The 24,416-nt window shown below is 33.4% G+C and carries 22 protein-coding genes and 1 other RNA gene; 21 read left to right on the top strand and 2 right to left on the bottom strand.

The features are described 5' to 3' along the window. Positions 1-294 precede the first annotated feature (294 nt). The 8 genes from NST10_RS01975 (at position 295) to NST10_RS02010 (ending at position 8,559) form a co-directional block, all read left to right on the top strand. Positions 295-2,484: a bifunctional (p)ppGpp synthetase/guanosine-3',5'-bis(diphosphate) 3'-pyrophosphohydrolase gene (locus tag NST10_RS01975; RefSeq protein WP_001058583.1), complete on the top strand. Its 2,190-nt coding sequence runs from the start codon at positions 295-297 to the stop codon at positions 2,482-2,484. Between the two features lie 11 nt (positions 2,485-2,495). Next, on the top strand, positions 2,496-2,948 hold the full coding sequence (gene dtd / locus NST10_RS01980) for a D-aminoacyl-tRNA deacylase (protein ID WP_000869979.1): 453 nt from the start codon (positions 2,496-2,498) through the stop codon (positions 2,946-2,948). Further along, on the top strand, positions 2,945-3,820 hold the full coding sequence (locus NST10_RS01985; RefSeq protein WP_000717800.1) for an N-acetylmuramoyl-L-alanine amidase: 876 nt from the start codon (positions 2,945-2,947) through the stop codon (positions 3,818-3,820). Before dtd ends, NST10_RS01985 begins: the two co-directional genes overlap by 4 nt. A gap of 460 nt (positions 3,821-4,280) precedes the next feature. Further along, positions 4,281-5,543, top strand: coding sequence for a histidine--tRNA ligase (hisS, locus tag NST10_RS01990; protein WP_000590826.1), 1,263 nt, complete (start codon positions 4,281-4,283; stop codon positions 5,541-5,543). A gap of 15 nt (positions 5,544-5,558) precedes the next feature. Next, positions 5,559-7,325 carry an aspartate--tRNA ligase gene (aspS, locus tag NST10_RS01995; protein WP_000044796.1) on the top strand — a complete coding sequence of 589 codons (1,767 nt, stop codon included), beginning with the start codon at positions 5,559-5,561 and terminating at the stop codon, positions 7,323-7,325. Positions 7,326-7,402: 77 nt separating this feature from the next. Next, a non-coding RNA gene (ssrS, locus tag NST10_RS02000) (6S RNA) lies at positions 7,403-7,593 on the top strand. 64 nt (positions 7,594-7,657) lie between these two features. Further along, entirely contained in the window at positions 7,658-7,786 is a 129-nt protein-coding gene (locus NST10_RS02005) for a hypothetical protein (RefSeq protein ID WP_001791215.1), read from the top strand. Then, positions 7,786-8,559 carry a tRNA threonylcarbamoyladenosine dehydratase gene (locus tag NST10_RS02010; protein WP_000682640.1) on the top strand — a complete coding sequence of 258 codons (774 nt, stop codon included), beginning with the start codon at positions 7,786-7,788 and terminating at the stop codon, positions 8,557-8,559. The genes NST10_RS02005 and NST10_RS02010 overlap by 1 nt, the downstream gene beginning before the upstream one ends. A 160-nt stretch (positions 8,560-8,719) precedes the next feature. On the opposite strand, the gene NST10_RS02015 is transcribed toward NST10_RS02010, so the two are convergent. Continuing rightward, on the bottom strand, positions 8,720-9,994 hold the full coding sequence (locus tag NST10_RS02015; RefSeq protein WP_000102741.1) for a replication-associated recombination protein A: 1,275 nt from the start codon (positions 9,992-9,994) through the stop codon (positions 8,720-8,722). 84 nt (positions 9,995-10,078) lie between these two features. Here NST10_RS02015 and NST10_RS02020 point away from each other — a divergent pair, with 84 nt between their 5' ends. The 3 genes from NST10_RS02020 (at position 10,079) to NST10_RS02030 (ending at position 10,969) form a co-directional block, all read left to right on the top strand. Beyond that, positions 10,079-10,501, top strand: a complete 423-nt coding sequence (locus tag NST10_RS02020; RefSeq protein WP_000704122.1) for an Rrf2 family transcriptional regulator — start codon at positions 10,079-10,081, stop codon at positions 10,499-10,501. Positions 10,502-10,600: 99 nt separating this feature from the next. Next, positions 10,601-10,783, top strand: coding sequence for a CsbD family protein (locus tag NST10_RS02025; RefSeq protein ID WP_000752909.1), 183 nt, complete (start codon positions 10,601-10,603; stop codon positions 10,781-10,783). Between the two features lie 39 nt (positions 10,784-10,822). Next, positions 10,823-10,969: an SAS049 family protein gene (locus tag NST10_RS02030; RefSeq protein WP_000008061.1), complete on the top strand. Its 147-nt coding sequence runs from the start codon at positions 10,823-10,825 to the stop codon at positions 10,967-10,969. 236 nt (positions 10,970-11,205) lie between these two features. Here NST10_RS02030 and NST10_RS02035 read toward each other — a convergent pair whose 3' ends face one another. Next, complete coding sequence (locus NST10_RS02035) at positions 11,206-12,219, bottom strand: LLM class flavin-dependent oxidoreductase (protein WP_000985898.1); 1,014 nt, start codon at positions 12,217-12,219, stop codon at positions 11,206-11,208. 309 nt (positions 12,220-12,528) lie between these two features. On the opposite strand from NST10_RS02035, the gene NST10_RS02040 reads away from it, so the two are divergent. From NST10_RS02040 to NST10_RS02085, 10 genes are all read left to right on the top strand, one after another. Further along, a complete protein-coding gene (locus NST10_RS02040; RefSeq protein WP_000409167.1) occupies positions 12,529-13,671 on the top strand; it encodes a cysteine desulfurase family protein in 1,143 nt (380 codons plus the stop codon). Beyond that, positions 13,672-14,790, top strand: coding sequence for a tRNA 2-thiouridine(34) synthase MnmA (gene mnmA / locus NST10_RS02045; protein WP_000066097.1), 1,119 nt, complete (start codon positions 13,672-13,674; stop codon positions 14,788-14,790). Between the two features lie 567 nt (positions 14,791-15,357). After that, on the top strand, positions 15,358-16,026 hold the full coding sequence (locus NST10_RS02050) for a tetratricopeptide repeat protein (RefSeq protein WP_000567025.1): 669 nt from the start codon (positions 15,358-15,360) through the stop codon (positions 16,024-16,026). Position 16,027: 1 nt separating this feature from the next. Continuing rightward, complete coding sequence (locus NST10_RS02055) at positions 16,028-18,505, top strand: ATP-dependent RecD-like DNA helicase (protein ID WP_001283316.1); 2,478 nt, start codon at positions 16,028-16,030, stop codon at positions 18,503-18,505. A gap of 342 nt (positions 18,506-18,847) precedes the next feature. After that, positions 18,848-21,478, top strand: coding sequence for an alanine--tRNA ligase (gene alaS / locus NST10_RS02060; protein ID WP_000734077.1), 2,631 nt, complete (start codon positions 18,848-18,850; stop codon positions 21,476-21,478). A 62-nt stretch (positions 21,479-21,540) separates the two neighbouring features. Then, positions 21,541-21,801 carry an IreB family regulatory phosphoprotein gene (locus tag NST10_RS02065; RefSeq protein WP_000426912.1) on the top strand — a complete coding sequence of 87 codons (261 nt, stop codon included), beginning with the start codon at positions 21,541-21,543 and terminating at the stop codon, positions 21,799-21,801. Positions 21,802-21,804: 3 nt separating this feature from the next. Next, positions 21,805-22,233, top strand: a complete 429-nt coding sequence (gene ruvX, locus NST10_RS02070) for a Holliday junction resolvase RuvX (protein ID WP_000939059.1) — start codon at positions 21,805-21,807, stop codon at positions 22,231-22,233. A 14-nt stretch (positions 22,234-22,247) separates the two neighbouring features. Further along, positions 22,248-22,556: a DUF1292 domain-containing protein gene (locus tag NST10_RS02075; protein WP_000134779.1), complete on the top strand. Its 309-nt coding sequence runs from the start codon at positions 22,248-22,250 to the stop codon at positions 22,554-22,556. 284 nt (positions 22,557-22,840) lie between these two features. After that, complete coding sequence (locus NST10_RS02080) at positions 22,841-23,479, top strand: O-methyltransferase (RefSeq protein WP_000342261.1); 639 nt, start codon at positions 22,841-22,843, stop codon at positions 23,477-23,479. Positions 23,480-23,481: 2 nt separating this feature from the next. Beyond that, on the top strand, positions 23,482-24,405 hold the full coding sequence (locus NST10_RS02085; RefSeq protein WP_000137775.1) for a peptidase U32 family protein: 924 nt from the start codon (positions 23,482-23,484) through the stop codon (positions 24,403-24,405). The last annotated feature ends 11 nt before the right edge of the window (positions 24,406-24,416 follow it).

Genomic DNA, 24,416 nt, shown 5'->3' on the forward strand with positions numbered 1-24,416 from the left:
GAGCATTATACCTTAATAACAACGTTTATTTATTTCATAAATTGTAGTATCATAGAACTAATATTTAAAAAATGAAACAGTAGATTTAGGTCGAATTTTTGTAAAAGTTTTAAAAGTAGGAATAGTATACAAATTAAACTCGCTCAAGTAAAATTAATATTACGATTAATGACGACAGGATAAATATTTATCGTCGACGGACGTATGATTGGTGTGGGACAAATACTATTCAACAAGAGCACCTAAATCATTGTTTAAGGCGAAGTAATAAATATGAATGGGGTGTATCATATAATGAACAACGAATATCCATATAGTGCAGACGAAGTTCTTCACAAAGCAAAATCATATTTGTCAGCAGATGAATATGAGTATGTTTTAAAAAGCTATCATATTGCTTATGAAGCACATAAAGGTCAGTTCCGAAAAAACGGATTACCATACATTATGCATCCTATACAAGTTGCAGGTATTTTAACAGAAATGCGATTAGACGGACCGACGATTGTCGCAGGTTTTTTGCATGATGTAATTGAAGATACACCGTATACATTTGAAGATGTAAAAGAAATGTTCAATGAAGAAGTTGCTCGAATTGTTGATGGTGTGACGAAGCTTAAAAAAGTAAAATACCGATCAAAAGAAGAACAACAAGCTGAAAATCATCGCAAGTTATTTATTGCGATTGCCAAAGATGTACGCGTAATTTTGGTGAAATTAGCAGACAGATTACATAATATGCGTACCTTGAAAGCCATGCCGCGCGAAAAACAAATTAGAATTTCTCGAGAAACATTAGAAATTTATGCACCTTTAGCACATCGTCTTGGTATTAATACAATCAAATGGGAACTAGAAGATACGGCTCTTCGTTATATTGATAATGTACAATATTTTAGAATAGTCAATTTAATGAAGAAGAAACGTAGTGAACGGGAAGCGTATATCGAAACGGCTATTGATAGAATACGTACCGAAATGGACCGAATGAATATCGAAGGCGATATAAATGGTAGACCTAAACATATTTACAGTATTTATCGGAAAATGATGAAGCAGAAAAAGCAATTTGATCAAATTTTTGATTTGTTGGCGATACGTGTTATTGTCAATTCTATTAATGATTGTTATGCGATACTTGGGTTGGTGCATACGTTATGGAAACCGATGCCAGGACGTTTTAAAGATTATATTGCAATGCCTAAACAAAATTTGTATCAGTCATTGCATACTACAGTAGTAGGTCCAAATGGAGACCCGCTCGAAATCCAAATACGAACGTTTGATATGCACGAAATTGCTGAACATGGTGTTGCAGCACACTGGGCTTACAAAGAAGGTAAAAAAGTAAGTGAAAAAGATCAAACTTATCAAAATAAGTTAAATTGGTTAAAAGAGTTAGCTGAAGCGGATCATACTTCGTCTGACGCTCAAGAATTTATGGAAACCTTAAAATATGACTTACAGAGTGACAAAGTATATGCATTTACCCCAGCGAGTGATGTTATTGAGTTGCCATATGGTGCTGTGCCGATTGATTTTGCTTATGCGATTCACAGTGAAGTAGGTAATAAGATGATTGGTGCCAAGGTGAATGGCAAAATTGTACCAATTGACTATATTTTACAAACAGGCGATATTGTTGAAATACGTACTAGTAAACATTCATATGGACCAAGTCGTGATTGGTTGAAAATTGTTAAATCGTCTAGTGCCAAAGGTAAAATTAAAAGTTTCTTCAAAAAACAAGATCGTTCATCTAACATTGAAAAAGGACGAATGATGGTTGAAGCTGAAATAAAAGAGCAAGGATTTAGAGTCGAAGATATTTTGACAGAGAAAAATATTCAGGTTGTTAATGAAAAATATAACTTTGCAAATGAAGATGATTTATTCGCAGCTGTAGGATTTGGCGGCGTGACATCCTTACAGATTGTTAATAAATTAACTGAAAGACAACGTATTTTAGATAAGCAACGTGCTTTAAATGAAGCACAAGAAGTTACGAAATCATTGCCTATTAAAGACAACATCATTACTGATAGTGGTGTCTATGTAGAAGGTTTAGAAAATGTACTTATCAAGTTGTCAAAATGTTGTAATCCTATACCAGGTGATGATATTGTAGGTTATATCACCAAAGGTCATGGTATTAAAGTACATCGCACTGATTGCCCAAATATTAAGAACGAAACTGAACGACTAATTAATGTTGAATGGGTAAAATCAAAAGACGCAACTCAAAAATATCAGGTTGATTTAGAGGTAACTGCGTATGACCGAAATGGCTTGTTAAATGAGGTACTACAAGCTGTTAGCTCGACAGCCGGCAATTTAATTAAAGTTTCAGGTCGTTCAGATATTGATAAAAATGCAATAATAAATATTAGTGTCATGGTGAAAAACGTGAATGATGTTTATCGTGTGGTAGAAAAGATCAAACAACTTGGTGATGTTTATACAGTAACAAGAGTTTGGAACTAGAGGTGCAAAATATGAAAGTAGTTGTACAAAGAGTTAAAGAAGCATCGGTGACGAATGATACATTAAATAATCAAATCAAAAAAGGATATTGTTTATTAGTCGGTATCGGTCAGGACTCTACAGAGCAAGATGCAGATGTAATTGCAAAGAAAATTGCTAATGCAAGATTATTTGAAGATGACAATAATAAATTAAACTTTAATATCCAACAAATGAATGGTGAAATATTATCAGTTTCACAATTTACTCTCTATGCAGATGTAAAAAAAGGTAACCGTCCAGGTTTCTCAAATTCTAAAAATCCTGATCAAGCAGTAAAAATATATGAGTATTTTAATGATGCGCTACGAGCGTATGGTCTAACTGTGAAAACAGGTGAATTTGGAACACACATGAATGTTAATATAAATAATGATGGTCCAGTCACTATTATTTATGAAAGTCAGGACGGCAAAATTCAATGAAAAAAATAGAGGCATGGTTATCTAAAAAGGGTCTTAAAAATAAACGTACTCTAATAGTAGTGATTGCCTTTGTCTTATTTATCATCTTTTTATTTTTATTGCTGAATAGCAATAGTGAAGATAGTGGGAACATTACGATAACTGAAAATGCTGAATTACGTACAGGTCCAAACGCTGCGTATCCAGTCATTTACAAAGTTGAAAAAGGTGACCATTTTAAAAAGATTGGTAAAGTAGGTAAATGGATTGAAGTTGAAGATACATCCAGTAATGAAAAAGGTTGGATAGCTGGATGGCACACAAATTTAGATATTGTCGCGGATAATACGAAGGAGAAAAATCCTTTGCAAGGTAAAACAATAGTGCTTGATCCTGGTCATGGAGGTAGTGACCAGGGTGCTTCAAGCAATACTAAATATAAAAGTTTAGAAAAAGATTATACGTTGAAAACAGCAAAAGAATTGCAGCGTACTTTAGAAAAAGAAGGCGCAACTGTTAAGATGACAAGAACAGACGATACATATGTTTCACTAGAAAATCGTGATATCAAAGGCGATGCCTATTTGAGTATACATAATGATGCCTTAGAATCATCTAATGCAAATGGAATGACAGTTTATTGGTATCATGATAATCAAAGAGCTTTAGCAGATACGTTAGACGCTACGATTCAGAAGAAAGGTCTACTTTCTAATCGCGGTTCAAGACAAGAAAATTATCAAGTGTTAAGACAAACAAAAGTTCCTGCTGTTTTATTAGAATTAGGTTATATTAGTAACCCAACTGATGAAACGATGATTAAAGATCAATTACATAGACAAATTTTAGAACAAGCAATTGTTGATGGCCTTAAAATTTATTTTTCTGCGTAGGGCTTGCAAAAATATGTGAAAGTAGTTATCATTGATATTGAATTTTATAACTAAAACCGTTAGTATTCTTGAAATGGTAAATGAAATAGGTAGCAATCTAACTAAGATTGTGTAGGAATATAATCCATAGACTGAAAGATTATGCTGAGTAGTTTATATACATTGAACACAAGAAGAGGTGCTTTATGAAAAGTAAAGCCGTTAAACGTACGTTAAACGTTTTGAGTGGGTTTATTAAATGAACGCTTATAAAAAGTAATGATGATTACAATTAGGCATGTTTTTTAAACCAATGAGGGTGGCAACACGGATATTCGTCCCTTGTGCAGTTTCAGGCTGTGCAAGGGCTTTTTCTTTTGCTTTTAAAATTATGATTTATCGTGCAAAGTTAAGTGGTCGTATATAGTTTTAGTTTTAAAAAGGTAATTAAATAAAATAGTTTGCCGAGGGAGATGTCAAAATGATTAAAATACCTAGAGGGACGCAGGATATTTTACCTGAAGATTCAAAGAAATGGCGTTACATTGAAAATCAATTAGATGAATTAATGACATTTTACAATTATAAAGAAATAAGAACACCAATTTTTGAAAGTACAGATCTTTTTGCAAGAGGTGTTGGTGATTCAACCGATGTCGTACAAAAAGAAATGTATACATTTAAAGATAAAGGCGATAGAAGTATTACATTAAGACCTGAGGGAACAGCTGCAGTTGTGCGTTCATATATTGAACATAAAATGCAAGGTAATCCAAACCAACCAATTAAACTTTATTACAATGGACCGATGTTTAGATATGAACGTAAGCAAAAAGGGCGCTATCGTCAATTTAATCAATTTGGTGTAGAAGCTATTGGTGCTGAAAATCCTAGTGTAGATGCAGAAGTATTAGCTATGGTTATGCATATTTATCAATCATTTGGATTAAAACATTTAAAGCTTGTTATTAATAGTGTAGGGGATATGGCATCTCGAAAAGAATATAACGAAGCGTTAGTGAAACACTTTGAACCAGTAATTCATGAATTTTGTTCAGATTGTCAATCACGTTTGCATACAAATCCGATGCGAATTTTGGATTGTAAAGTTGACCGTGATAAAGAAGCGATTAAGACTGCACCTAGAATCACTGATTTCTTAAATGAGGAATCTAAGGCATATTATGAACAAGTAAAAGCTTATTTAGATGATTTAGGTATTCCATATATTGAAGATCCTAACTTAGTTCGTGGATTGGATTATTATACACATACAGCATTTGAATTAATGATGGATAACCCTAACTATGATGGTGCCATTACAACTCTTTGTGGTGGTGGCCGTTATAATGGTTTATTAGAATTGCTAGATGGTCCAAGTGAAACAGGTATTGGTTTTGCGCTAAGTATAGAGCGATTATTGCTTGCACTTGAAGAAGAAGGTATCGAATTAGATATTGAAGAAAACTTAGATTTATTCATTGTTACAATGGGTGATCAAGCAGATCGATATGCTGTGAAGTTATTAAATCATTTGAGACATAATGGTATTAAAGCAGATAAAGACTACTTACAGCGTAAAATTAAAGGACAAATGAAACAAGCAGACCGTTTAGGTGCCAAGTTTACAATCGTTATTGGTGATCAAGAATTAGAAAATAATAAAATCGATGTTAAAAATATGACAACTGGTGAATCTGAAACAATTGAATTAGACGCATTAGTCGAATATTTTAAGAAGTAGAGAGGGCGTTAAAATATGAGTAAGAGAACAACTTATTGTGGATTAGTTACTGAAGCATTTTTAGGACAAGAAATTACATTAAAAGGATGGGTTAACAATCGTCGTGACCTAGGTGGATTGATTTTCGTTGATTTAAGAGATAGAGAAGGAATTGTACAAGTTGTGTTTAATCCTGCATTTTCAGAAGAGGCATTGAAAATTGCTGAAACAGTACGTTCTGAATATGTTGTAGAAGTTCAAGGTACAGTTACGAAGCGTGACCCTGAAACTGTTAATCCTAAAATTAAAACTGGCCAAGTTGAAGTACAAGTTACAAATATTAAAGTGATTAATAAATCTGAGACACCACCATTTTCTATAAATGAAGAAAATGTTAACGTTGATGAAAATATTCGATTAAAATACCGTTATTTAGATTTACGTCGTCAAGAGTTAGCGCAAACATTTAAAATGAGACATCAAATTACACGTTCTATTCGTCAATATTTGGATGATGAAGGGTTCTTTGACATCGAAACACCAGTACTAACGAAGTCAACACCTGAGGGTGCACGTGACTATTTAGTACCATCTCGTGTCCATGATGGTGAATTTTATGCATTACCACAATCGCCACAATTATTTAAGCAATTATTGATGATTAGCGGATTTGACAAATACTACCAAATTGTAAAATGCTTCCGTGACGAAGATTTACGTGCAGATCGTCAACCTGAATTCACACAAGTCGATATTGAAATGAGTTTTGTAGATCAAGAAGATGTGATGCAAATGGGTGAAGAAATGCTTAAAAAAGTTGTTAAAGAAGTTAAAGGCGTTGAAATTAATGGCGCTTTCCCACGCATGACATATAAAGAAGCGATGCGTCGCTATGGTTCTGATAAACCAGATACGCGTTTTGAAATGGAATTAATTGACGTTTCTCAATTAGGACGTGATATGGACTTTAAAGTATTTAAAGATACTGTTGAAAATGATGGTGAAATTAAAGCAATTGTCGCTAAAGGTGCAGCTGAACAATATACACGTAAAGATATGGATGCTTTAACAGAATTTGTAAACATCTATGGTGCTAAAGGATTAGCATGGGTTAAAGTTGTGGAAGATGGTTTGACAGGTCCAATTGGACGTTTCTTTGAGGCAGAAAATGTTGAAACATTACTTACATTAACTGGTGCTGAAGCTGGTGACTTAGTAATGTTTGTTGCAGACAAACCAAATGTCGTTGCACAAAGTTTAGGTGCATTACGTGTCAAATTAGCTAAAGAATTAGGTTTAATCGATGAAACAAAATTAAACTTCTTATGGGTGACAGATTGGCCATTATTAGAATATGATGAAGATGCGAAACGTTACGTTGCAGCACATCATCCATTTACATCTCCAAAAGAAGCCGATATTGCTAAGCTTGGCACTGCGCCAGAAGAAGCTGAGGCAAATGCTTATGACATAGTATTAAATGGTTATGAATTAGGTGGCGGTTCAATCAGAATTCATGACGGTGAGTTACAAGAAAAAATGTTCGAAGTTCTTGGATTTACTAAAGAACAAGCACAGGAACAATTCGGCTTCTTACTAGATGCATTTAAATATGGTGCACCACCTCATGGCGGTATTGCATTAGGATTAGACCGATTAGTCATGTTATTGACTAATAGAACAAACTTGAGAGATACAATTGCATTCCCTAAAACAGCATCTGCTACATGTTTATTAACGAATGCGCCTGGTGAAGTTTCTGATAAACAATTAGAAGAACTTTCTTTGCGAATTCGTCACTAAATTTTAAAAAATCAATAAACTTTGGTTTGTTATAATTTCATTAATTTTAATTATGTGGTAATATAACATCATAAGATAGTCATCTGAGTTGTTCGTAAGTTTGCTTTTTAATTTGGGCCTAACACTCTTTGATCAAGGGAGCCCAATGGGTTTTCTTGCAGCGTACACGCCTTATATGAAGGACGTACAAAACAAGAAACAGGGCACCCACCTGTATATAACAGGCCGAATGATCAAGCTATTATAACTACGGCAATACGGACTCTATCGATACGCAAGACTTTGTCTTGCGTATTTTTATGCTTTTCTTTAAGTTTTTAATAAAGAATTAGTTGGGTTTAATAGCGTTTAATAATTGTTTCCTCGTTGAATTTTGGAAAAATAATCAAAGCAATAATGCTAAACATAAAATTTTAAGTTACTATGTACTTATGTATAAATCAGTGAAAGAGGTAAAATAATGAAACATCAATTTTCAAGAAATGAACTAGCGATTGGACATCAAGGTTTAGATTTATTGAAGCAACAAACTGTTGTCATACTTGGCGTTGGAGGTGTTGGTTCATTTGCTGCGGAAGCATTAGCAAGAACGAATATTGGTCATATTATATTAATAGATAAAGATGATGTTGATATTACAAATGTAAACAGACAATTACACGCTTTAACTACAACGGTAGGACAAAGTAAAGTTTCTTTGATGGAAGAACGTATTAAATTAATTAATCCAGATTGTAAAGTCACGCCTTTACATATGTTTTATACAGAAGAGACATATGAAGAAATTTTCGATAATTACGATATAGATTATTTTGTAGATGCAAGTGATACAATAATGTACAAAGTACACTTAATGAAAGAGTGTCTTGACCGAGGGATTAAAGTGATTTCCAGTATGGGTGCTGCAAATAAAACAGATCCAACACGTTTTACAATTTCAGATATCTCTAAAACACATACCGATCCAATGGCCAAAATTATTCGTCAAAAATTGAAAAAACTAGGAATTCGTAAAGGGATTCCAGTTGTATTTTCAGATGAAAGTCCAATTGTCATAAGAGAAGATGTAAAAGATATAGTTGGAGATAAAAATGCTATCAATCGAAAAGGACAAATGCCACCTTCTTCAAATGCCTTTGTGCCAAGTGTAGTTGGATTAATTTGTGCAAGTTATGTGGTGAATGACGTATTAAAAGATATTCCAGTTCGTCGCATTAAAGACAAAGGGCAATAATTAAAATTGAAAGTCATAATTTTCAACGTAAGGCAAGTGTAACCATACCATAAAACTAAAACTGACTAGTTCGCAAGCATTGTAGAATATGCCTCGTGTACTAGTCAGTTTTGTTTTGATTATAGCTAAAATATCAAAGGTAATCGATTTAATCTTATTTTTATGGCCTTTGTTTAAGTAAATTGTTATATATTTCTTTGAGTTGTCGTTCACTTTTAGATGTCGTTTTTGGTTCATAATAAATTTTGTTTTTAAGTTTATCAGGTAAATATTGCTGTGAAACATAGCCATTAACATATTGGTGTGGATATTTGTAACCAATAGATCGGCCTAAATCTTTAGCACCTTGATAATGTCCATCTTTTAAATGGTTTGGAATTTGGCCCACATGACCGTTTCTAATATCGGACAATGCACTATCAATGGCACTCATTGCTGAATTTGACTTAGGTGATAAGCATAGTTCGATTACTGCTTGGCTTAGTGGGATTCTAGCTTCTGGTAAACCTAGACGTTCTGCTGATTCAATAGCAGCAAGTGTTCTCTGACCAGCATTAGGTGAGGCTAAGCCTATATCCTCATAGCTAATTACAAGTAATCGTCGAACTATTGTAGGTAAATCTCCAGCTTCAATTAATCGTGCTAAATAATGTAAAGCGGCATTGACGTCGCTACCACGGATAGATTTTTGGAAAGCGCTCATAACATCGTAATGCATGTCACCATCCTTATCACTTACAAATGCACCTTTTTGTAAGCAGTCTTTAGCATCTTGCAATGTAACATGTCGATAACCGTCCTTGTCATTATCTGCGCTTAATACAGCTAATTCCAATGCATTTAACGCACTACGAACATCACCTTGACTTTGTGTAGAAAAGTAGGTCATGGCATCTTCATCAATTTTGGGTTGATATGTTTTCAAACCATTCTCTTCATCTTCTATTGCACGAGTTAACGCTTGGCGCACATCTTCGTCATTTAAAGGATATAACTCGAAAATTTGCGCTCTTGAACGAATCGCTGGATTGATAGCATGATAAGGATTTGAAGTTGTAGCACCGATCAAGACGATTTTGCCATTTTCTAAATGAGGTAATAAAAAATCTTGTTTGGCTTTATCTAGTCGATGGATTTCATCTAATAACAAGATAACTTGACCAGACATTTTAGCTTCTTCAACAACAAGTTGCATATCTTTTTTAGTGTTAGTTACAGCATTCAATTGTCTGAATTTATATTGCGTACTGCCCGAAATTGCTTTGGCAATACTTGTTTTGCCTATACCAGGTGGACCATAAAAAATCATTGAAGTTAATTTTTTTGTGTCAACCATTCTTCTGATAATGCCTCTTGGTCCCACTAAGTGTTGTTGGGAAATGATTTCATCTATATTTTTTGGGCGCATTCTCGACGCTAATGGTTCTGTACTCACATTTGTCACACCTTTCTTATACTATCTTAACTCAAAAAATGCTAAAATGGGAATATCAATATTCGAATTAAGTGAGGTTATACAATGAAAATTTCTACTAAAGGGAGATATGGACTTACATTGATGATTTCTCTTGCTAAAAAAGAGGGGCAAGGATGTATATCATTAAAGTCAATTGCTGAAGAAAATAATTTGAGTGATTTATATTTAGAACAGCTTGTAGGTCCTTTAAGAAATGCGGGGTTAATTCGAAGTGTACGCGGTGCTAAAGGTGGATACCAATTAAGAGTGCCAGCGGAAGAAATCTCAGCAGGGGATATTATAAGACTGTTAGAAGGTCCAATTACATTTGTTGAAAGTATTGAATCAGAACCACCTGCGCAAAAACAACTATGGATTCGCATGAGAGATGCAGTGAGAGATGTTTTAGATAATACAACATTGAAATATTTAGCGGAATATGTAGATACAAGTGAAGATTTAGACGGATACATGTTTTATATTTAACCGTATAAATACTATACTATAACATAAAAACTTCATATTATAATGTTTAGCGAACCTCCTTTGTGGTATATAAATATATACATCTAAGGAGGTTTCACTATGGCAGACGAAAGTAAGTTCGATCAATTTAAAGGCAATGTTAAAGAAACAGTAGGTAACGTTACTGATAACAAAGAATTAGAAAAAGAAGGTCAGCAAGATAAAGCGACTGGTAAAGCAAAAGAAGTTGTTGAAAATGCTAAAAACAAAATAACTGATGCAATTGATAAACTTAAAAAATAAGTTCAATTAAACTAATCAAATATAAGAGGAGCGATTAATATGAGTTTTATAGATAAAGCTAAAGACGCAGTAGAAAAATTTAAAAATAGCGATAATGAACAAGTTAAAAATGTAAAAGATAAGATAAATGAATATACAGGATCTAATAACGAAGAGAAAAAAGAAAATGAAGATAAAGAGAAATAAATTTCTTTAAATTTTGGATATGATTTTCAATATTTTGAAAGCGCCCCATCAAATAAACACTTACACAGTGTAAAATTGAAGGGGCGCTTTAATATTTGCATTAGAATTTTAAGTGAATTTGAATCATTACTAAAATAAATAATTGAACAATAAAGACAACTTTTATTCAAAATGCTGTTACTGTTTATTTTTATTAATATTATGGATACATACTTTCACTTAGTTTATTTATCACATTATAAAGTGTTTTTTTCATTTAACTGATTTATAACATTTTTGAATCGACGATAAGAGTCTAATTGCATATCTTTATCATAAATATAACTTATAGCCATAATTTCGTTGACTTCACCATAAGTTTCCATAAAATCTTGAATTTTTTGTTGAACAGTATTTTCTGAACCTATTAATGATATTTTCTGTCTTTCCATAGCCATCGCATATTCTCTCGGCGTTAATATATTTTGCAGTTCATGTGTTGGCGGTTGAACGGGCTGCATTCTGCCACGAGTGATACTAACCATTACTTGTGCCATAGATGAAGCTAAATATTGTGCTTCGTCATCATTTTCAGCAACGATTGTATTTAAACATACAATAACATAAGGTTCGTCTAATACATCAGAAGGTTCAAATAACGTTTTGTAGATTTCGATAGCTTCTTTCATTTGTTGAGGTGCAAAATGTCCAGCGAACACATATGGAAGCCCTTTGCGAGCAGCTAAATGTGCAGAATCTGTTGAAGAACCAAGAATATATAAAGGCACATTTTTACCTACTGCTGGATAAGCACGAACATATGCTTGTTGGTGAGCGGGGCCGAAATATTGTTGTAATAATGAAACTTCTTCCGGAAATTTATAAACACCATCATGTTGATCTCGTCTTAATGCACTTGCGGTCATCATATCTGTTCCAGGTGCACGTCCTAATCCTAAATCGACACGATTTGGAAATAATGTTGCCATCGTGCCAAATTGTTCCGCAACGATTAATGGAGCATGGTTAGGTAACATGATTCCTCCAGAACCTACACGTATGTGTTTCGTATGTTCTAACGTATGTTGAATTAATAAAGCAGTTGCTGAACTTACTAGGTTGGGAGCGTTATGGTGTTCAGCAATCCAATATCTTTCATATGATAATTCGTCTAAATGTTGTGCGAGCTTAACCATATCATTAATTGCTGTTCGTTCATCTTCACCTTCTCGAATAGGGACAAGGTTTAATGCTGAATATTTAATCGCCATTTTTATATCGTCCTTCCTTTTTTTGATATAAGAAGTATACCAATCGAATAACCAGATAAATATTAAATTGCTCATAACCAAAATAATAGTACGTTACATTTTACAAATGATAAAATATCTTCAAATACTAAAATTTATAAAAAAGACAAGAATAAAGCGATAAACTTAAAAAGCCTATCGAAAAGCATGTGTAGAAAATGGTAAAATATAATTAAAAACATTATAAATAAAGTTAAACAGAAAAGTAGAAAAATAGTATGTAAGGTGCTATTATTGGAACATTGATAAAATTGTGAGGAGTGTCCAAACATGGAAATTTATGCAGATTATGCTGCGACCACACCAGTAAAACCTGAAGTAGTAGATGCGATGATGACGATTTACAATTCGCATTATGGTAATCCATCATCAATACATGCTAAGGGAAGAGATGCGCGTAAATATTTAGATGAGTCAAGACGTCAAATTGCACAATTACTTGGTGCAGATACACATGAAATTATATTTACGAGTGGCGCAACAGAATCGAATAATACGGCAATTAAAGGCATAGTAAAAGCAAATGAACAATTGGGTAATCACATTATCACATCGAAGATTGAACATCATTCTGTGTTACATGTTTTTGAACAATTAGAGCGAGAAGGTTTTGATGTAACATATCTAGATGTTGATGATACAGGTGCTATTGATTTAGATCAACTTGAAGAAACAATTACAGATAAGACGATTTTAGTATCTATTATGTTTGTAAATAATGAAGTTGGCACAGTGCAACAAATTTATGATATTCAAGATATTATTGCTGAGACAAATGCATATTTCCATGTTGATGCGGTTCAAGCAATTGGACATCTTGATGTTAAGTTTGACGAATTTGAGATCGACGCAATGAGTATTACTGCTCATAAGTTTGGCGGACCAAAAGGTGTCGGTGCATTATTAGTTAAAGACCATGTCACATTAGATTATCCTCAACTTGGCGGTGAACAAGAATTGAAACGCCGTGCAGGCACTGAAAATCTTGCACAAATTGTTGGGATGGCTAAAGCATTACAATTAGCAGAAAAGAATCGAGACGATAACAATATTCATTTAATGAATTTAAAAGAACAATTTTTAGTTAAATTACAAGAAAGAGCGATTCCATTTGAATTAAATGGTTCAATGACGGATGCTACAGGCCATATTGTAAATCTATATTTTCCGTTTGTTGAAGTTGAAACGATGTTAACATTGTTGGATATGGCACAAATCTATGTGTCGTCTGGATCTGCATGTACAGCAGGCTCTACACAACCGTCGCATGTTTTAGATGCAATGTTCGAAGATGAAGAGCGATCAAATCATTCGATTCGATTTAGTTTTAACGAATTGACTACTGAAAATGAAATTAATGCAATTGTAGCTGAAATTCATAAAATATATTTTAAATTTAAGGAGGAGTCATAATTGTCAAATAAAGATATACGTGTTGTCGTTGGTATGTCAGGCGGTGTAGATAGTTCTGTAACAGCCCACGTCTTAAAAGAACAAGGTTATGATGTCATTGGCATATTTATGAAAAACTGGGATGACACTGACGAAAATGGCGTATGTACTGCAACTGAAGATTACAACGATGTTATTGAAGTGTGTAATCAAATTGGCATTCCATATTACGCTGTTAATTTTGAAAAAGAATATTGGGATAAAGTCTTTACGTATTTCTTAGATGAATATAAAAAAGGTCGTACTCCAAACCCAGACGTTATGTGTAATAAAGAAATTAAGTTTAAAGCCTTTTTAGATCATGCGATGAATTTAGGTGCAGATTATGTAGCAACAGGACATTACGCACGCATACATCGTCATGAAGATGGTCATGTTGAAATGTTACGTGGTGTAGATAATAATAAAGATCAAACATACTTCTTGAATCAATTATCTCAACAACAACTTTCAAAAGTGATGTTCCCAATTGGCGACATCGAAAAGAGTGAAGTGCGTCGAATTGCTGAAGAACAAGGACTTGTTACTGCTAAGAAAAAAGATTCTACAGGCATTTGTTTTATCGGCGAAAAAAACTTTAAAACATTTTTATCTCAATATTTACCTGCGCAACCGGGTGATATGATTACACTTGATGGTAAGAAAATGGGTAAACATAGTGGGTTGATGTATTACACAATAGGACAAAGACATGGTTTAGGTATAGGTGGAGATGGCGATCCTTGGTTTGTTGTCGGTAAAAACCTAAAAGATAATGTTTTATATGTAGAACAAGGATTCCATCACGATGCATTATACAGTGACTACTTAATTGCTTCAGACTATTCATTTGTAAATCCAGAAGATAATGACTTAGATCAAGGTTTTGAATGTACAGCTAAATTTAGATATCGCCAAAAAGATACGAAAGTTTTTGTGAAACGTGAAAACGACCATGCACTACGTGTTACTTTTGCTGAGCCAGTAAGAGCAATCACACCTGGACAAGCAGTTGTTTTTTATCAAGGTGATGTGTGTCTTGGTGGAGCAACAATTGACGATGTGTTCAAAAATGAAGGTCAATTAAATTATGTTGTTTAAGCAATGACAACAATAAATTACTTATTTGAAGTTTCAGCGTTGGAAATGACGAAAGACAGTTTTTGATGAGAATAATTCATGATGATAGAGTCTGGGACATCACAATGTCCTAGGCTCTACAATGTTATATTGGCGGGCCCCCAACACAGAAGCTGACGGAAAGTCAGATTTCAATAATGTGCGAGTTGGCGGGGCCCAACACAGAGAATTTCGTAAAGAATTTTAACAGGCAATGGAAGTTGGCGGGGCCCAACACAGAGAATTTCGTAAAGAAATTCTACAGGCAATGAGAGTTGGGGATAACAAATTAATTTTGTAAAAATATCATTTCTGTCTCACCCCTATGCATGAGTCTAATTATGTATTCCTATTTTAAGTACATAATAGTGGTGGCTAATGTGGAAGAACCATTACATAATAAACCGTTAATGGTTCTTTAGCATTTCCATTCCATTCCCGCTTTTTCATGAATGAAGATGATATTAGATTATATTTTATTCGTTGTTAAGTGATTCGAGACATACAATTTATCAAGATGTTATAATTGATGAGAAATGAGGTTCGTAAATGATAGATCAACAAACAATATATCAATACATACAAAATGGAAAAATAGAAGAAGCGTTACAAGCATTGTTCGGAAATATCGAAGAAGATCCTACAATTATTGAAAATTATATTAATGCCGGCATAGTACTTGCTGATGCGAATGAGATTGAAAAGGCAGAGCGTTTTTTCCAAAAAGCTTTAACAATAGATCCGAAGAATGGCGTCGTATTTTATAATCTAGCAAATGTATATTATAATCAGCAACGTTATCAAGAATCTATTAAATTATATCAACAAGCATTACAAACAGAGATTGAACAAGTTGATTGTAATTATATGATCGGTATGGCGTTTAATCAGTTAGAATCATTTAAGCTGGCATTGCCGTATTTAATGACTGCTGCAGAACTAGATAAAGACAAAGATGCAGAAGTTCAATTTCAATATGGTCTTGTATTATGTCAATTAGAGATGTTTAATGAAGCCATAACTCAACTTAAACATGTATTAACGATTGATAAAAATCATGTTGATGCAAGATACAATTTGGGTTTAGCGTTATTTATGAAAAATGAGAATATTGATGAAGCCATAACTCATTTTAAAGAAGCTGTGACTATCGACCCTAAACACTTATTAAGTCAGCATGCGCTGAAAACATTCACTAAAATGAAAGAGGAGGAGTAACATGTCAGACCCTACACTATTTGATTATTCAATGATCAAAGGTACTGTTGAAGCGATATTGTTTCAAAACAGTGATAATTTTTATACAGTGCTTAAAGTAGATACTATTGAAACAAATGAAGACTTTGATACAATGCCAACTGTTGTAGGGTTTCTTCCGAATATTGTTGAAGGCGATGTCTACACATTTAAAGGGCAAGTTGTTGATCATCCACGTTATGGTAAACAATTAAAAGCAGAGACTTTTGAAAAAGAAATGCCACAAACGAAAGAAGCAATTATAAGTTATTTATCAAGTGATTTGTTTAAAGGTGTAGGTAAAAAGACAGCTCAAAATATTGTTAATACATTAGGTGACAATGCGATAAACGATATATTAGATGACCATTCAGTTCTAGAAAAAGTTTCGGGATTATCTAAAAAGAAACAGAAACAAATTGCAGAACAAATTTCAGCAAATCAAGAATCTGAAAAAATAATGATTCGTTTACATGATTTAGGGTTTGGTCCTAAACTTTCAATGGCAATTTATCAGTTTTATCTCGGTGATACACTGACTATTTTAGATCGAAATCCATATCAATTGATTTATGATATTAAAGGTATTGGTTTTAATAAAGCAGATCAACTTGCTAGAAATATTGGTATCGCTTATAACGATAATGAACGATTAAAAGCTGCGTTGCTCTATACGTTAGAAGAAGAATGTATTAAACAGGGACATACATATTTGCCTATCAATGTTGTTATAGATTTAACGGTTGATGTCTTAAATTATCAAGATGAAGAGGTCATCGAACCTGAAAAATTAGACGAAATGTTGCAATACTTAAATGAGGAAAAACGACTAATTATTGACAATGAACAAGTTGCAATTCCAAGTTTGTATTATTCTGAAATCAAAAGTGTTCAAAACTTATTCAGAATAAAGACGCATACAAATAAACTTACGGAAATTGAACAGTCAGATTTACAAATGCATATTGGCGAAATAGAGGATGCGAATCAAGTGAACTATGCAGCTTCACAAAAAGAAGCTTTGCAAACGGCTATCAATTCTAAGGTGATGCTATTAACCGGTGGACCGGGAACAGGAAAGACGACAGTAATTAAAGGCATTGTAGAATTATATGCTGAGATTCATGGCTTATCATTAGATTATGATGATTATGTCAATGATGATTATCCAGTTGTATTAGCAGCGCCAACAGGAAGAGCGTCCAAGAGACTACAAGAGTCAACTGGATTAGAAGCTATGACGATTCATCGTTTAATAGGTTGGAATCAAGACACAAAGCCAGAGGATATATTAGAAAATGAAATTAACGCACGACTCATAATCATTGATGAGATGTCTATGGTAGATACTTGGTTGTTCCACCAATTTTTAAGTGCAGTTCCTTTAGATGCACAATTGATATTTGTAGGTGATGAGGACCAATTGCCTTCTGTAGGTCCTGGTCAAGTATTTAAAGATTTAATTGAATCGAAAGCTATACCACGAGTTAATCTGACTGAAGTATATCGTCAACAAGATGGTTCAAGCATTATAGAATTAGCACATCGAATGAAGTTGGGTCAGAAAATTGATATTACACAGCGTTTTCATGATAGAAGTTTTATTAACTGTCAGGCAAACCAAATACCAACAGTTGTTGAGAAGGTAGTTACTAGTGCTGTTAATAAAGGGTATACTATGGCTGATATTCAAGTGCTTGCACCAATGTATAAAGGAAATGCCGGTATTAAACGTTTAAATCAAGTTTTACAAGATATTTTAAACCCTAAAAAGAAAGACACACGAGAAATTGAGTTTGGTGATGTAGTCTTTAGAAAAGGTGACAAAGTATTACAACTTGTTAATAGGCCAAATGATAACATATTCAATGGTGACATAGGAGTTATTGTTGGTATTTTTTGGGCGAAAGAAAATGCCCTTAATAAAGATGTGCTTGTTGTGGATTTTGAAGGTAATGAAATTACATTTACGAAACAAGATATGATGGAATTAACACATGCATATTGTACATCAATCCATAAATCACAAGGTTCAGAATTTCCTATTGTTATCATGCCTATTGTTAAACAGTATTTTAGAATGTTACAAAGACCGATATTATATACTGGTTTAACTAGAGCGAAAACCAGTTTAGTTTTACTTGGTGATTCAGAAGCATTTGATATTGGATTGAAAACAAATGGTCAAGCGCGTTTAACACAATTATGTACATTGTTGAAAAATTATTTTAATTCAGAAGATGAAGACATGCTGGAAAATACAGCAACTAATGATACAGGAGCTTCGCAAACGACAATAGATGATCAAGTAGAAGCGCCAATGTCATCGAATGCTAGTGAAGAAGTTACGTCTGATTCAACAAAAACAGATACAAATGTATTAACGGAAGCTACAATGTTTAAAATTGACCCAATGATTAATATGGGAGAAATCACGCCGTATGACTTTATAGAACGTTGACAACAAGCGTAAATGTAACTAAAATAGAATTAAATTCGTATAAAGATGAGTAGTTAATGATTTGTTTATCAGAGATGTACTGGTTGGTGAAAAGTACAACAAACATTAGTGAACGCTACTTTATGCACAACTGTATAGTCGATTTAAAGTGATAAATGTATTGAATTGCATTTATAACTAGGGTGGTACCGCGATAACGTTCGTCCCTTTTGAGGATGGGCGTTTTTTATTTTTTAATAATAAAAAGTGATATTGATTTATACTAGTTTTTCAAATCGACTATCTGTGTCATCAATTTTTATGGAATGGTAATTTAAAAACAGTAAATAGGATGTGTAAATGATGAAAAAGTTAAAAGCGAGTGAAATTAGACAAAAATATCTAGATTTCTTTGTTGAAAAAGGACATATGGTTGAACCTTCTGCACCATTAGTGCCAATTGATGATGATACATTATTATGGATTAATTCAGGTGTAGCAACATTAAAGAAATATTTTGATGGACGTGAAACACCTAAAAAGCCAAGAATTGTAAACTCTCAAAAAGCTATTCGTACAAATGATATTGAAAATGTTGGTTTCACAGCGCGTCACCATACATTCTTTGAAATGTTAGGTAACTTCTCAATTGGTGATTACTTTAAACAAGAAGCGATTGAATTTGCTTGGGAATTTTTAACGAGTGATAAATGGATGGGTATGGAGCCAGATAAATTGTACGTTACGATTCATCCGGAAGATATGGAAGCATACAACATTTGGCATAAAGATATTGGGCTTGAAGAAAGTCGTATTATTCGCATTGAAGGTAACTTCTGGGATATTGGTGAAGGACCTTCAGGACCGAACACTGAGATTTTCTATGATCGCGGAGAAGCATATGGACAAGACGATCCGGCAGAAGAAATGTATCCAGGTGGAGAAAATGAACGCTATCTTGAAGTATGGAACTTAGTATTTAGTGAATTCAATCATAATAAAGATCATAGTTACACACCATTACCTAATAAAAACATTGATACCGGCATGGGGCTTGAGCGTATGGCCTCAGTTTCTCAAAATGTACGTACTAACTATGAAACAGATTTATTTATGCCTATAATGAATGAAATCGAAAAAGTATCAGGTAAACAATATTTAGTAAACAACGAACAAGATGTGGCATTTAAAGTAATTGCTGACCACATTCGTACGATTGCATTTGCAATTTCTGATGGTGCATTACCTGCCAATGAAGGTAGAGGATATGTATTACGTCGATTGTTACGTCGTGCCGTTCGTTTTAGTCAAACGTTAGGAATCAATGAGCCATTTATGTACAAACTTGTTGATATTGTTGCAGACATTATGGAACCATATTATCCAAATGTTAAGGAAAAAGCAGATTTCATTAAGCGTGTTATAAAGTCTGAAGAAGAACGATTTCATGAAACATTAGAAGATGGTTTAGCGATTTTAAATGAATTAATTAAAAAAGCTAAAGCGACAACAAATGAAATTAATGGGAAAGATGCATTTAAATTGTATGATACGTACGGGTTCCCAATTGAATTAACTGAAGAAATAGCAGTGCAAGCAGGATTGAAAGTTGATATGACAACATTCGAGTCAGAAATGCAACAACAACGTGATCGTGCACGTCAAGCACGTCAAAATTCTCAATCAATGCAAGTTCAAAGTGAAGTATTGAAAAATATTACATCTGCAAGTACTTTTGTTGGTTATGATACTGCGACAGCTCAAACGACACTAACACACTTGATATATAATGGTGAAGAAGTTTCACAAGTTGAAGCGGGTGAAACAGTATACTTCATGTTAACGGAAACACCATTTTATGCAGTCAGTGGTGGACAAGTTGCGGATACAGGTATTGTATATAATGACAATTTTGAAATTGCTGTTAGTGAAGTAACCAAAGCGCCAAATGGTCAAAACTTGCATAAAGGAGTAGTACAATTTGGCCAAGTAAATGTTGGCGCTACAGTGTCTGCTGAAGTGAACCAAAATGATCGACGTGACATTCAAAAGAACCATAGTGCAACACATTTATTACATGCAGCGTTGAAATCAGTACTGGGTGATCATGTTAACCAAGCTGGTTCATTAGTAGAAGCAGATCGTTTACGTTTTGATTTCTCTCATTTTGGTCCAATGACTAATGATGAAATTGATCAAGTTGAACGCTTAGTAAATGAAGAAATTTGGAAAGGTATTGACGTTAACATTCAAGAAATGGATATTGTTTCAGCTAAAGAAATGGGCGCAATGGCATTATTCGGTGAAAAATATGGTGATGTTGTGCGTGTAGTAAATATGGCACCATTTTCAATTGAATTATGTGGTGGTATTCATGTCCGCAATACTTCTGAAATTGGCTTATTCAAAATAGTAAGTGAGTCAGGTACAGGAGCTGGTGTGCGTCGTATTGAAGCATTAACAGGTAAAGCAGCTTTCTTATATTTAGAAGATATTCAAGAGAAATTTAATACGATGAAATCACAGCTGAAAGTGAAATCTGATAATCAAGTAGTCGATAAGTTAACACAATTGCAAGATGAAGAAAAAGCATTATTAAAACAATTAGAGCAACGTGACAAAGAAATCACATCACTTAAAATGGGTAATATTGAAGATCAAGTTGAAGAAATCAATGGCTATAAAGTATTGGTTACTGAAGTGGATGTACCAAATGCGAAAGCAATTCGCTCGACAATGGACGATTTTAAATCTAAACTACAAGATACAATTATCATTCTTGCAAGTAATGTTGATGATAAAGTATCGATGGTTGCAACTGTCCCTAAATCTTTAACAAATAATGTTAAAGCCGGTGATCTTATCAAACAAATGGCACCAATCGTTGGTGGTAAAGGTGGCGGTCGTCCAGATATGGCTCAAGGTGGCGGTACACAACCTGAAAATATCTCAAAATCATTAAGCTTTATTAAAGATTACATTAAAAATCTATAATTTAAAGCCATAATATTGTATGATGATAGTGAGTTATATTTGTAATTAAAGGAGTGTCGCAAATGGAAAACTTTGATAAAACAATGAAATTCGACTATGAAGAACTTCCAACACAAGATGTAAGAGATGTTTTAAATAATGTTTATCGAACATTAGATGAACGAGGATATAATGCCGTAAACCAAATTGTAGGTTATTTATTATCAGGTGACCCTGCGTATATTCCACGCCAAAATGAAGCAAGAAATCAAATTCGTCATATTGATAGAGATGTTATTATGGAAGAGCTTGTTTCTTACTATTTAAAAGAGCAAAATAAATAATTTATGTTACAACATAAAATTTTAGGACTCGATGTCGGTAGTAGAACGGTAGGAATTGCAATTAGTGATATAATGGGTTGGACGGCACAAGGATTAGACACACTCCGAATCAATGAAGAAAATAATGAATTAGGTATTGACCAATTAGTAGACATTATTAAAAAACATAATGTGGGTACAGTCGTAATAGGACTACCTAAAAACATGAATAATTCAATAGGATTTCGAGGCGAAGCTTCGTTAACATATAAAGAAAAATTATTAGAAGCTTATCCTTCTATTGAGATTGTGATGTGGGATGAAAGATTAAGCACAATGGCTGCTGAACGATCATTATTAGAAGCAGATGTTTCAAGACAAAAAAGAAAACAAGTGATTGATAAAATGGCAGCGGTATTTATTTTACAAGGCTATTTAGATTCACTACATTAAAAGGAGATTTTACTATGACTGAACATAATCATGATTCACAACTAGAAATTAATAACGAAGAAGAATTATTAACTTTATTCGATGAAGAGGGAAATGAAGTTTTATACCGAAAAGTTTTAGAATTTTATCATCCTGAATTCAAAAAAGAGTATGTTATCTTAGCTGAAGAAGGTGCTCAATCAGATGAAGACGATATGATTGAGCTTGTACCAATGATCAATGAACCAGATGAGTCAGGTGACGGTGGTAAGTTAGTACCAATCGAAACTGATGAAGAATGGGACATGATTGAAGAAGTTGTAAATACTGAAATGGAAGAATAATTAAAAAGATTTTACTCTTGCTAACCTTAAGATGGGGAGGCAAGAGTATTTTTTTAAGTCAAACAATGTATAAATAATTAACGCTTATAATTTTATTGAAAATATGGTAAAATATCTAAAGTTAAATTTTATATGAATGATTCGCTTCTATAAATAAAATAGCTTTGCGTCTAACACGAAATCAGTCATTTAATTGGTTGGCAAAATTATAATCAATTGTGAAGGCTGATTTATTTTATTGTCATAATCATATTGACTTATTTTACATAAAGGAAGTTTAAAACATGGATGACCTAAATAAAAAATATTTAATAGATTTACATCAACATCAAAATAGTTCAATCGAAGTTTTGCGTGAATTTGCCGAAGTAAATGAAGTGCCAATCGTGGATCGTTTAACATTAGATTTAATTAAGCAATTAATTCGTATGAATAATGTTAAAAATATTTTAGAAATTGGTACAGCAATCGGCTATAGTTCTATGCAATTCGCTTCTATATCTGATGACATTCATGTCACAACGATAGAGCGTAATGAAACGATGATTCAATATGCTAAACAAAATTTAGCTACTCATCATTTTGAAAACCAGGTTCGAATTATTGAAGGTAATGCTTTAGAGCAATTTGAAAATGTAAATGACAAAGTTTATGATATGATATTTATTGATGCAGCAAAAGCGCAATCAAAGAAATTTTTTGAAATATATACACCACTTTTAAAGCACCAAGGTCTCGTAATTACAGATAATGTTTTATATCACGGTTTTGTATCGGATATTGGGATTGTTAGATCGAGAAATGTAAGACAAATGGTTAAAAAGGTTCAAGATTATAATGAGTGGTTAATAAAGCAACCAGGATATACAACGAATTTTTTAAATATAGACGATGGATTAGCGATTTCAATTAAAGGAGAATGACTATGACAGAATTACTTGTCACACCCAAGTCATTAAGCCATATGGAAACACTTATTGATTTAGGTGCAGATGCTTTTGTAATTGGCGAGCAAAAGTTTGGTTTAAGACTTCCAGGGGAATTCAATAGACAACAAATGACAGAGGCTGTCGCATTAGCTCACAAAAACGATAAAAAAGTATATGCGGCGGTGAATGGATTATTTCATAATTATCATTTAGATGCTGTAGAAGATTATATTAATTTTTTACATGAAATACGAGTTGACAGAATTATTTTCGGGGATCCAGCAGTAGTAATGTATGTGAAGGCGCAAGAAAATCCAATACCACTTCATTGGAATGCAGAGACGTTAGTAACTAATCATTTTCAATGTAATTACTGGGGTAAAAGAGGCGCATCAAGAGCTGTCTTAGCACGTGAGCTGAATTTGGATGAAATTATTAATATAAAAGAAAATTCAAATGTGGAAATTGAGGTGCAAGTTCAAGGAATGACTTGTATGTTCCAATCAAAGCGTATGCTACTAGGCAATTATTATACGTTCCAAGATCGTCAAATGAAAATTGAACGTCGCAATGATGAACAATCTTTATTGCTTTATGATGAAGAAAGACAAAATAATTACCCAGTTTACGAAGATTACAATGGTACGCACATTATGTCACCAAACGACATTTGTTTAATTGAAGAATTAGCACCATTTTTTGAGGCGGGTATAGATTCATTTAAAATCGATGGTATTCTACAAACGGAAGAATATATTAATGTGGTAACGGAACAGTATCGTCAAGCGATAGATTTGTACAATGAAGATCCTGAAATCTATGAAGATGAGAAATTTATGTTGATGGACCCAATTGAAGAAATTCAACCTGATCATCGACCATTTGACGAAGGTTTCTTATATAAACAAACAGTATATTAAGGAGGTTAATC

The sequence above is a fragment of the Staphylococcus sp. FSL W8-0305 genome (assembly GCF_037966415.1).
GTDB classification, from domain to species: domain Bacteria; phylum Bacillota; class Bacilli; order Staphylococcales; family Staphylococcaceae; genus Staphylococcus; species Staphylococcus aureus.

What these genes read in the sequence shown, in the direction of transcription:
- NST10_RS01975 (WP_001058583.1), top strand. Translation starts at nt 295, where the DNA reads ATGAACAACGAATATCCATATAGTGCAGACGAAGTTCTTCACAAAGCA.
- dtd (WP_000869979.1), top strand. Translation starts at nt 2,496, where the DNA reads ATGAAAGTAGTTGTACAAAGAGTTAAAGAAGCATCGGTGACGAATGAT.
- NST10_RS01985 (WP_000717800.1), top strand. Translation starts at nt 2,945, where the DNA reads ATGAAAAAAATAGAGGCATGGTTATCTAAAAAGGGTCTTAAAAATAAA.
- hisS (WP_000590826.1), top strand. Translation starts at nt 4,281, where the DNA reads ATGATTAAAATACCTAGAGGGACGCAGGATATTTTACCTGAAGATTCA.
- aspS (WP_000044796.1), top strand. Translation starts at nt 5,559, where the DNA reads ATGAGTAAGAGAACAACTTATTGTGGATTAGTTACTGAAGCATTTTTA.
- NST10_RS02010 (WP_000682640.1), top strand. Translation starts at nt 7,786, where the DNA reads ATGAAACATCAATTTTCAAGAAATGAACTAGCGATTGGACATCAAGGT.
- NST10_RS02020 (WP_000704122.1), top strand. Translation starts at nt 10,079, where the DNA reads ATGAAAATTTCTACTAAAGGGAGATATGGACTTACATTGATGATTTCT.
- NST10_RS02025 (WP_000752909.1), top strand. Translation starts at nt 10,601, where the DNA reads ATGGCAGACGAAAGTAAGTTCGATCAATTTAAAGGCAATGTTAAAGAA.
- NST10_RS02030 (WP_000008061.1), top strand. Translation starts at nt 10,823, where the DNA reads ATGAGTTTTATAGATAAAGCTAAAGACGCAGTAGAAAAATTTAAAAAT.
- NST10_RS02035 (WP_000985898.1), bottom strand. Translation starts at nt 12,219, where the DNA reads ATGGCGATTAAATATTCAGCATTAAACCTTGTCCCTATTCGAGAAGGT.
- NST10_RS02040 (WP_000409167.1), top strand. Translation starts at nt 12,529, where the DNA reads ATGGAAATTTATGCAGATTATGCTGCGACCACACCAGTAAAACCTGAA.
- NST10_RS02050 (WP_000567025.1), top strand. Translation starts at nt 15,358, where the DNA reads ATGATAGATCAACAAACAATATATCAATACATACAAAATGGAAAAATA.
- NST10_RS02055 (WP_001283316.1), top strand. Translation starts at nt 16,028, where the DNA reads ATGTCAGACCCTACACTATTTGATTATTCAATGATCAAAGGTACTGTT.
- alaS (WP_000734077.1), top strand. Translation starts at nt 18,848, where the DNA reads ATGAAAAAGTTAAAAGCGAGTGAAATTAGACAAAAATATCTAGATTTC.
- NST10_RS02065 (WP_000426912.1), top strand. Translation starts at nt 21,541, where the DNA reads ATGGAAAACTTTGATAAAACAATGAAATTCGACTATGAAGAACTTCCA.
- ruvX (WP_000939059.1), top strand. Translation starts at nt 21,805, where the DNA reads ATGTTACAACATAAAATTTTAGGACTCGATGTCGGTAGTAGAACGGTA.
- NST10_RS02075 (WP_000134779.1), top strand. Translation starts at nt 22,248, where the DNA reads ATGACTGAACATAATCATGATTCACAACTAGAAATTAATAACGAAGAA.
- NST10_RS02080 (WP_000342261.1), top strand. Translation starts at nt 22,841, where the DNA reads ATGGATGACCTAAATAAAAAATATTTAATAGATTTACATCAACATCAA.
- NST10_RS02085 (WP_000137775.1), top strand. Translation starts at nt 23,482, where the DNA reads ATGACAGAATTACTTGTCACACCCAAGTCATTAAGCCATATGGAAACA.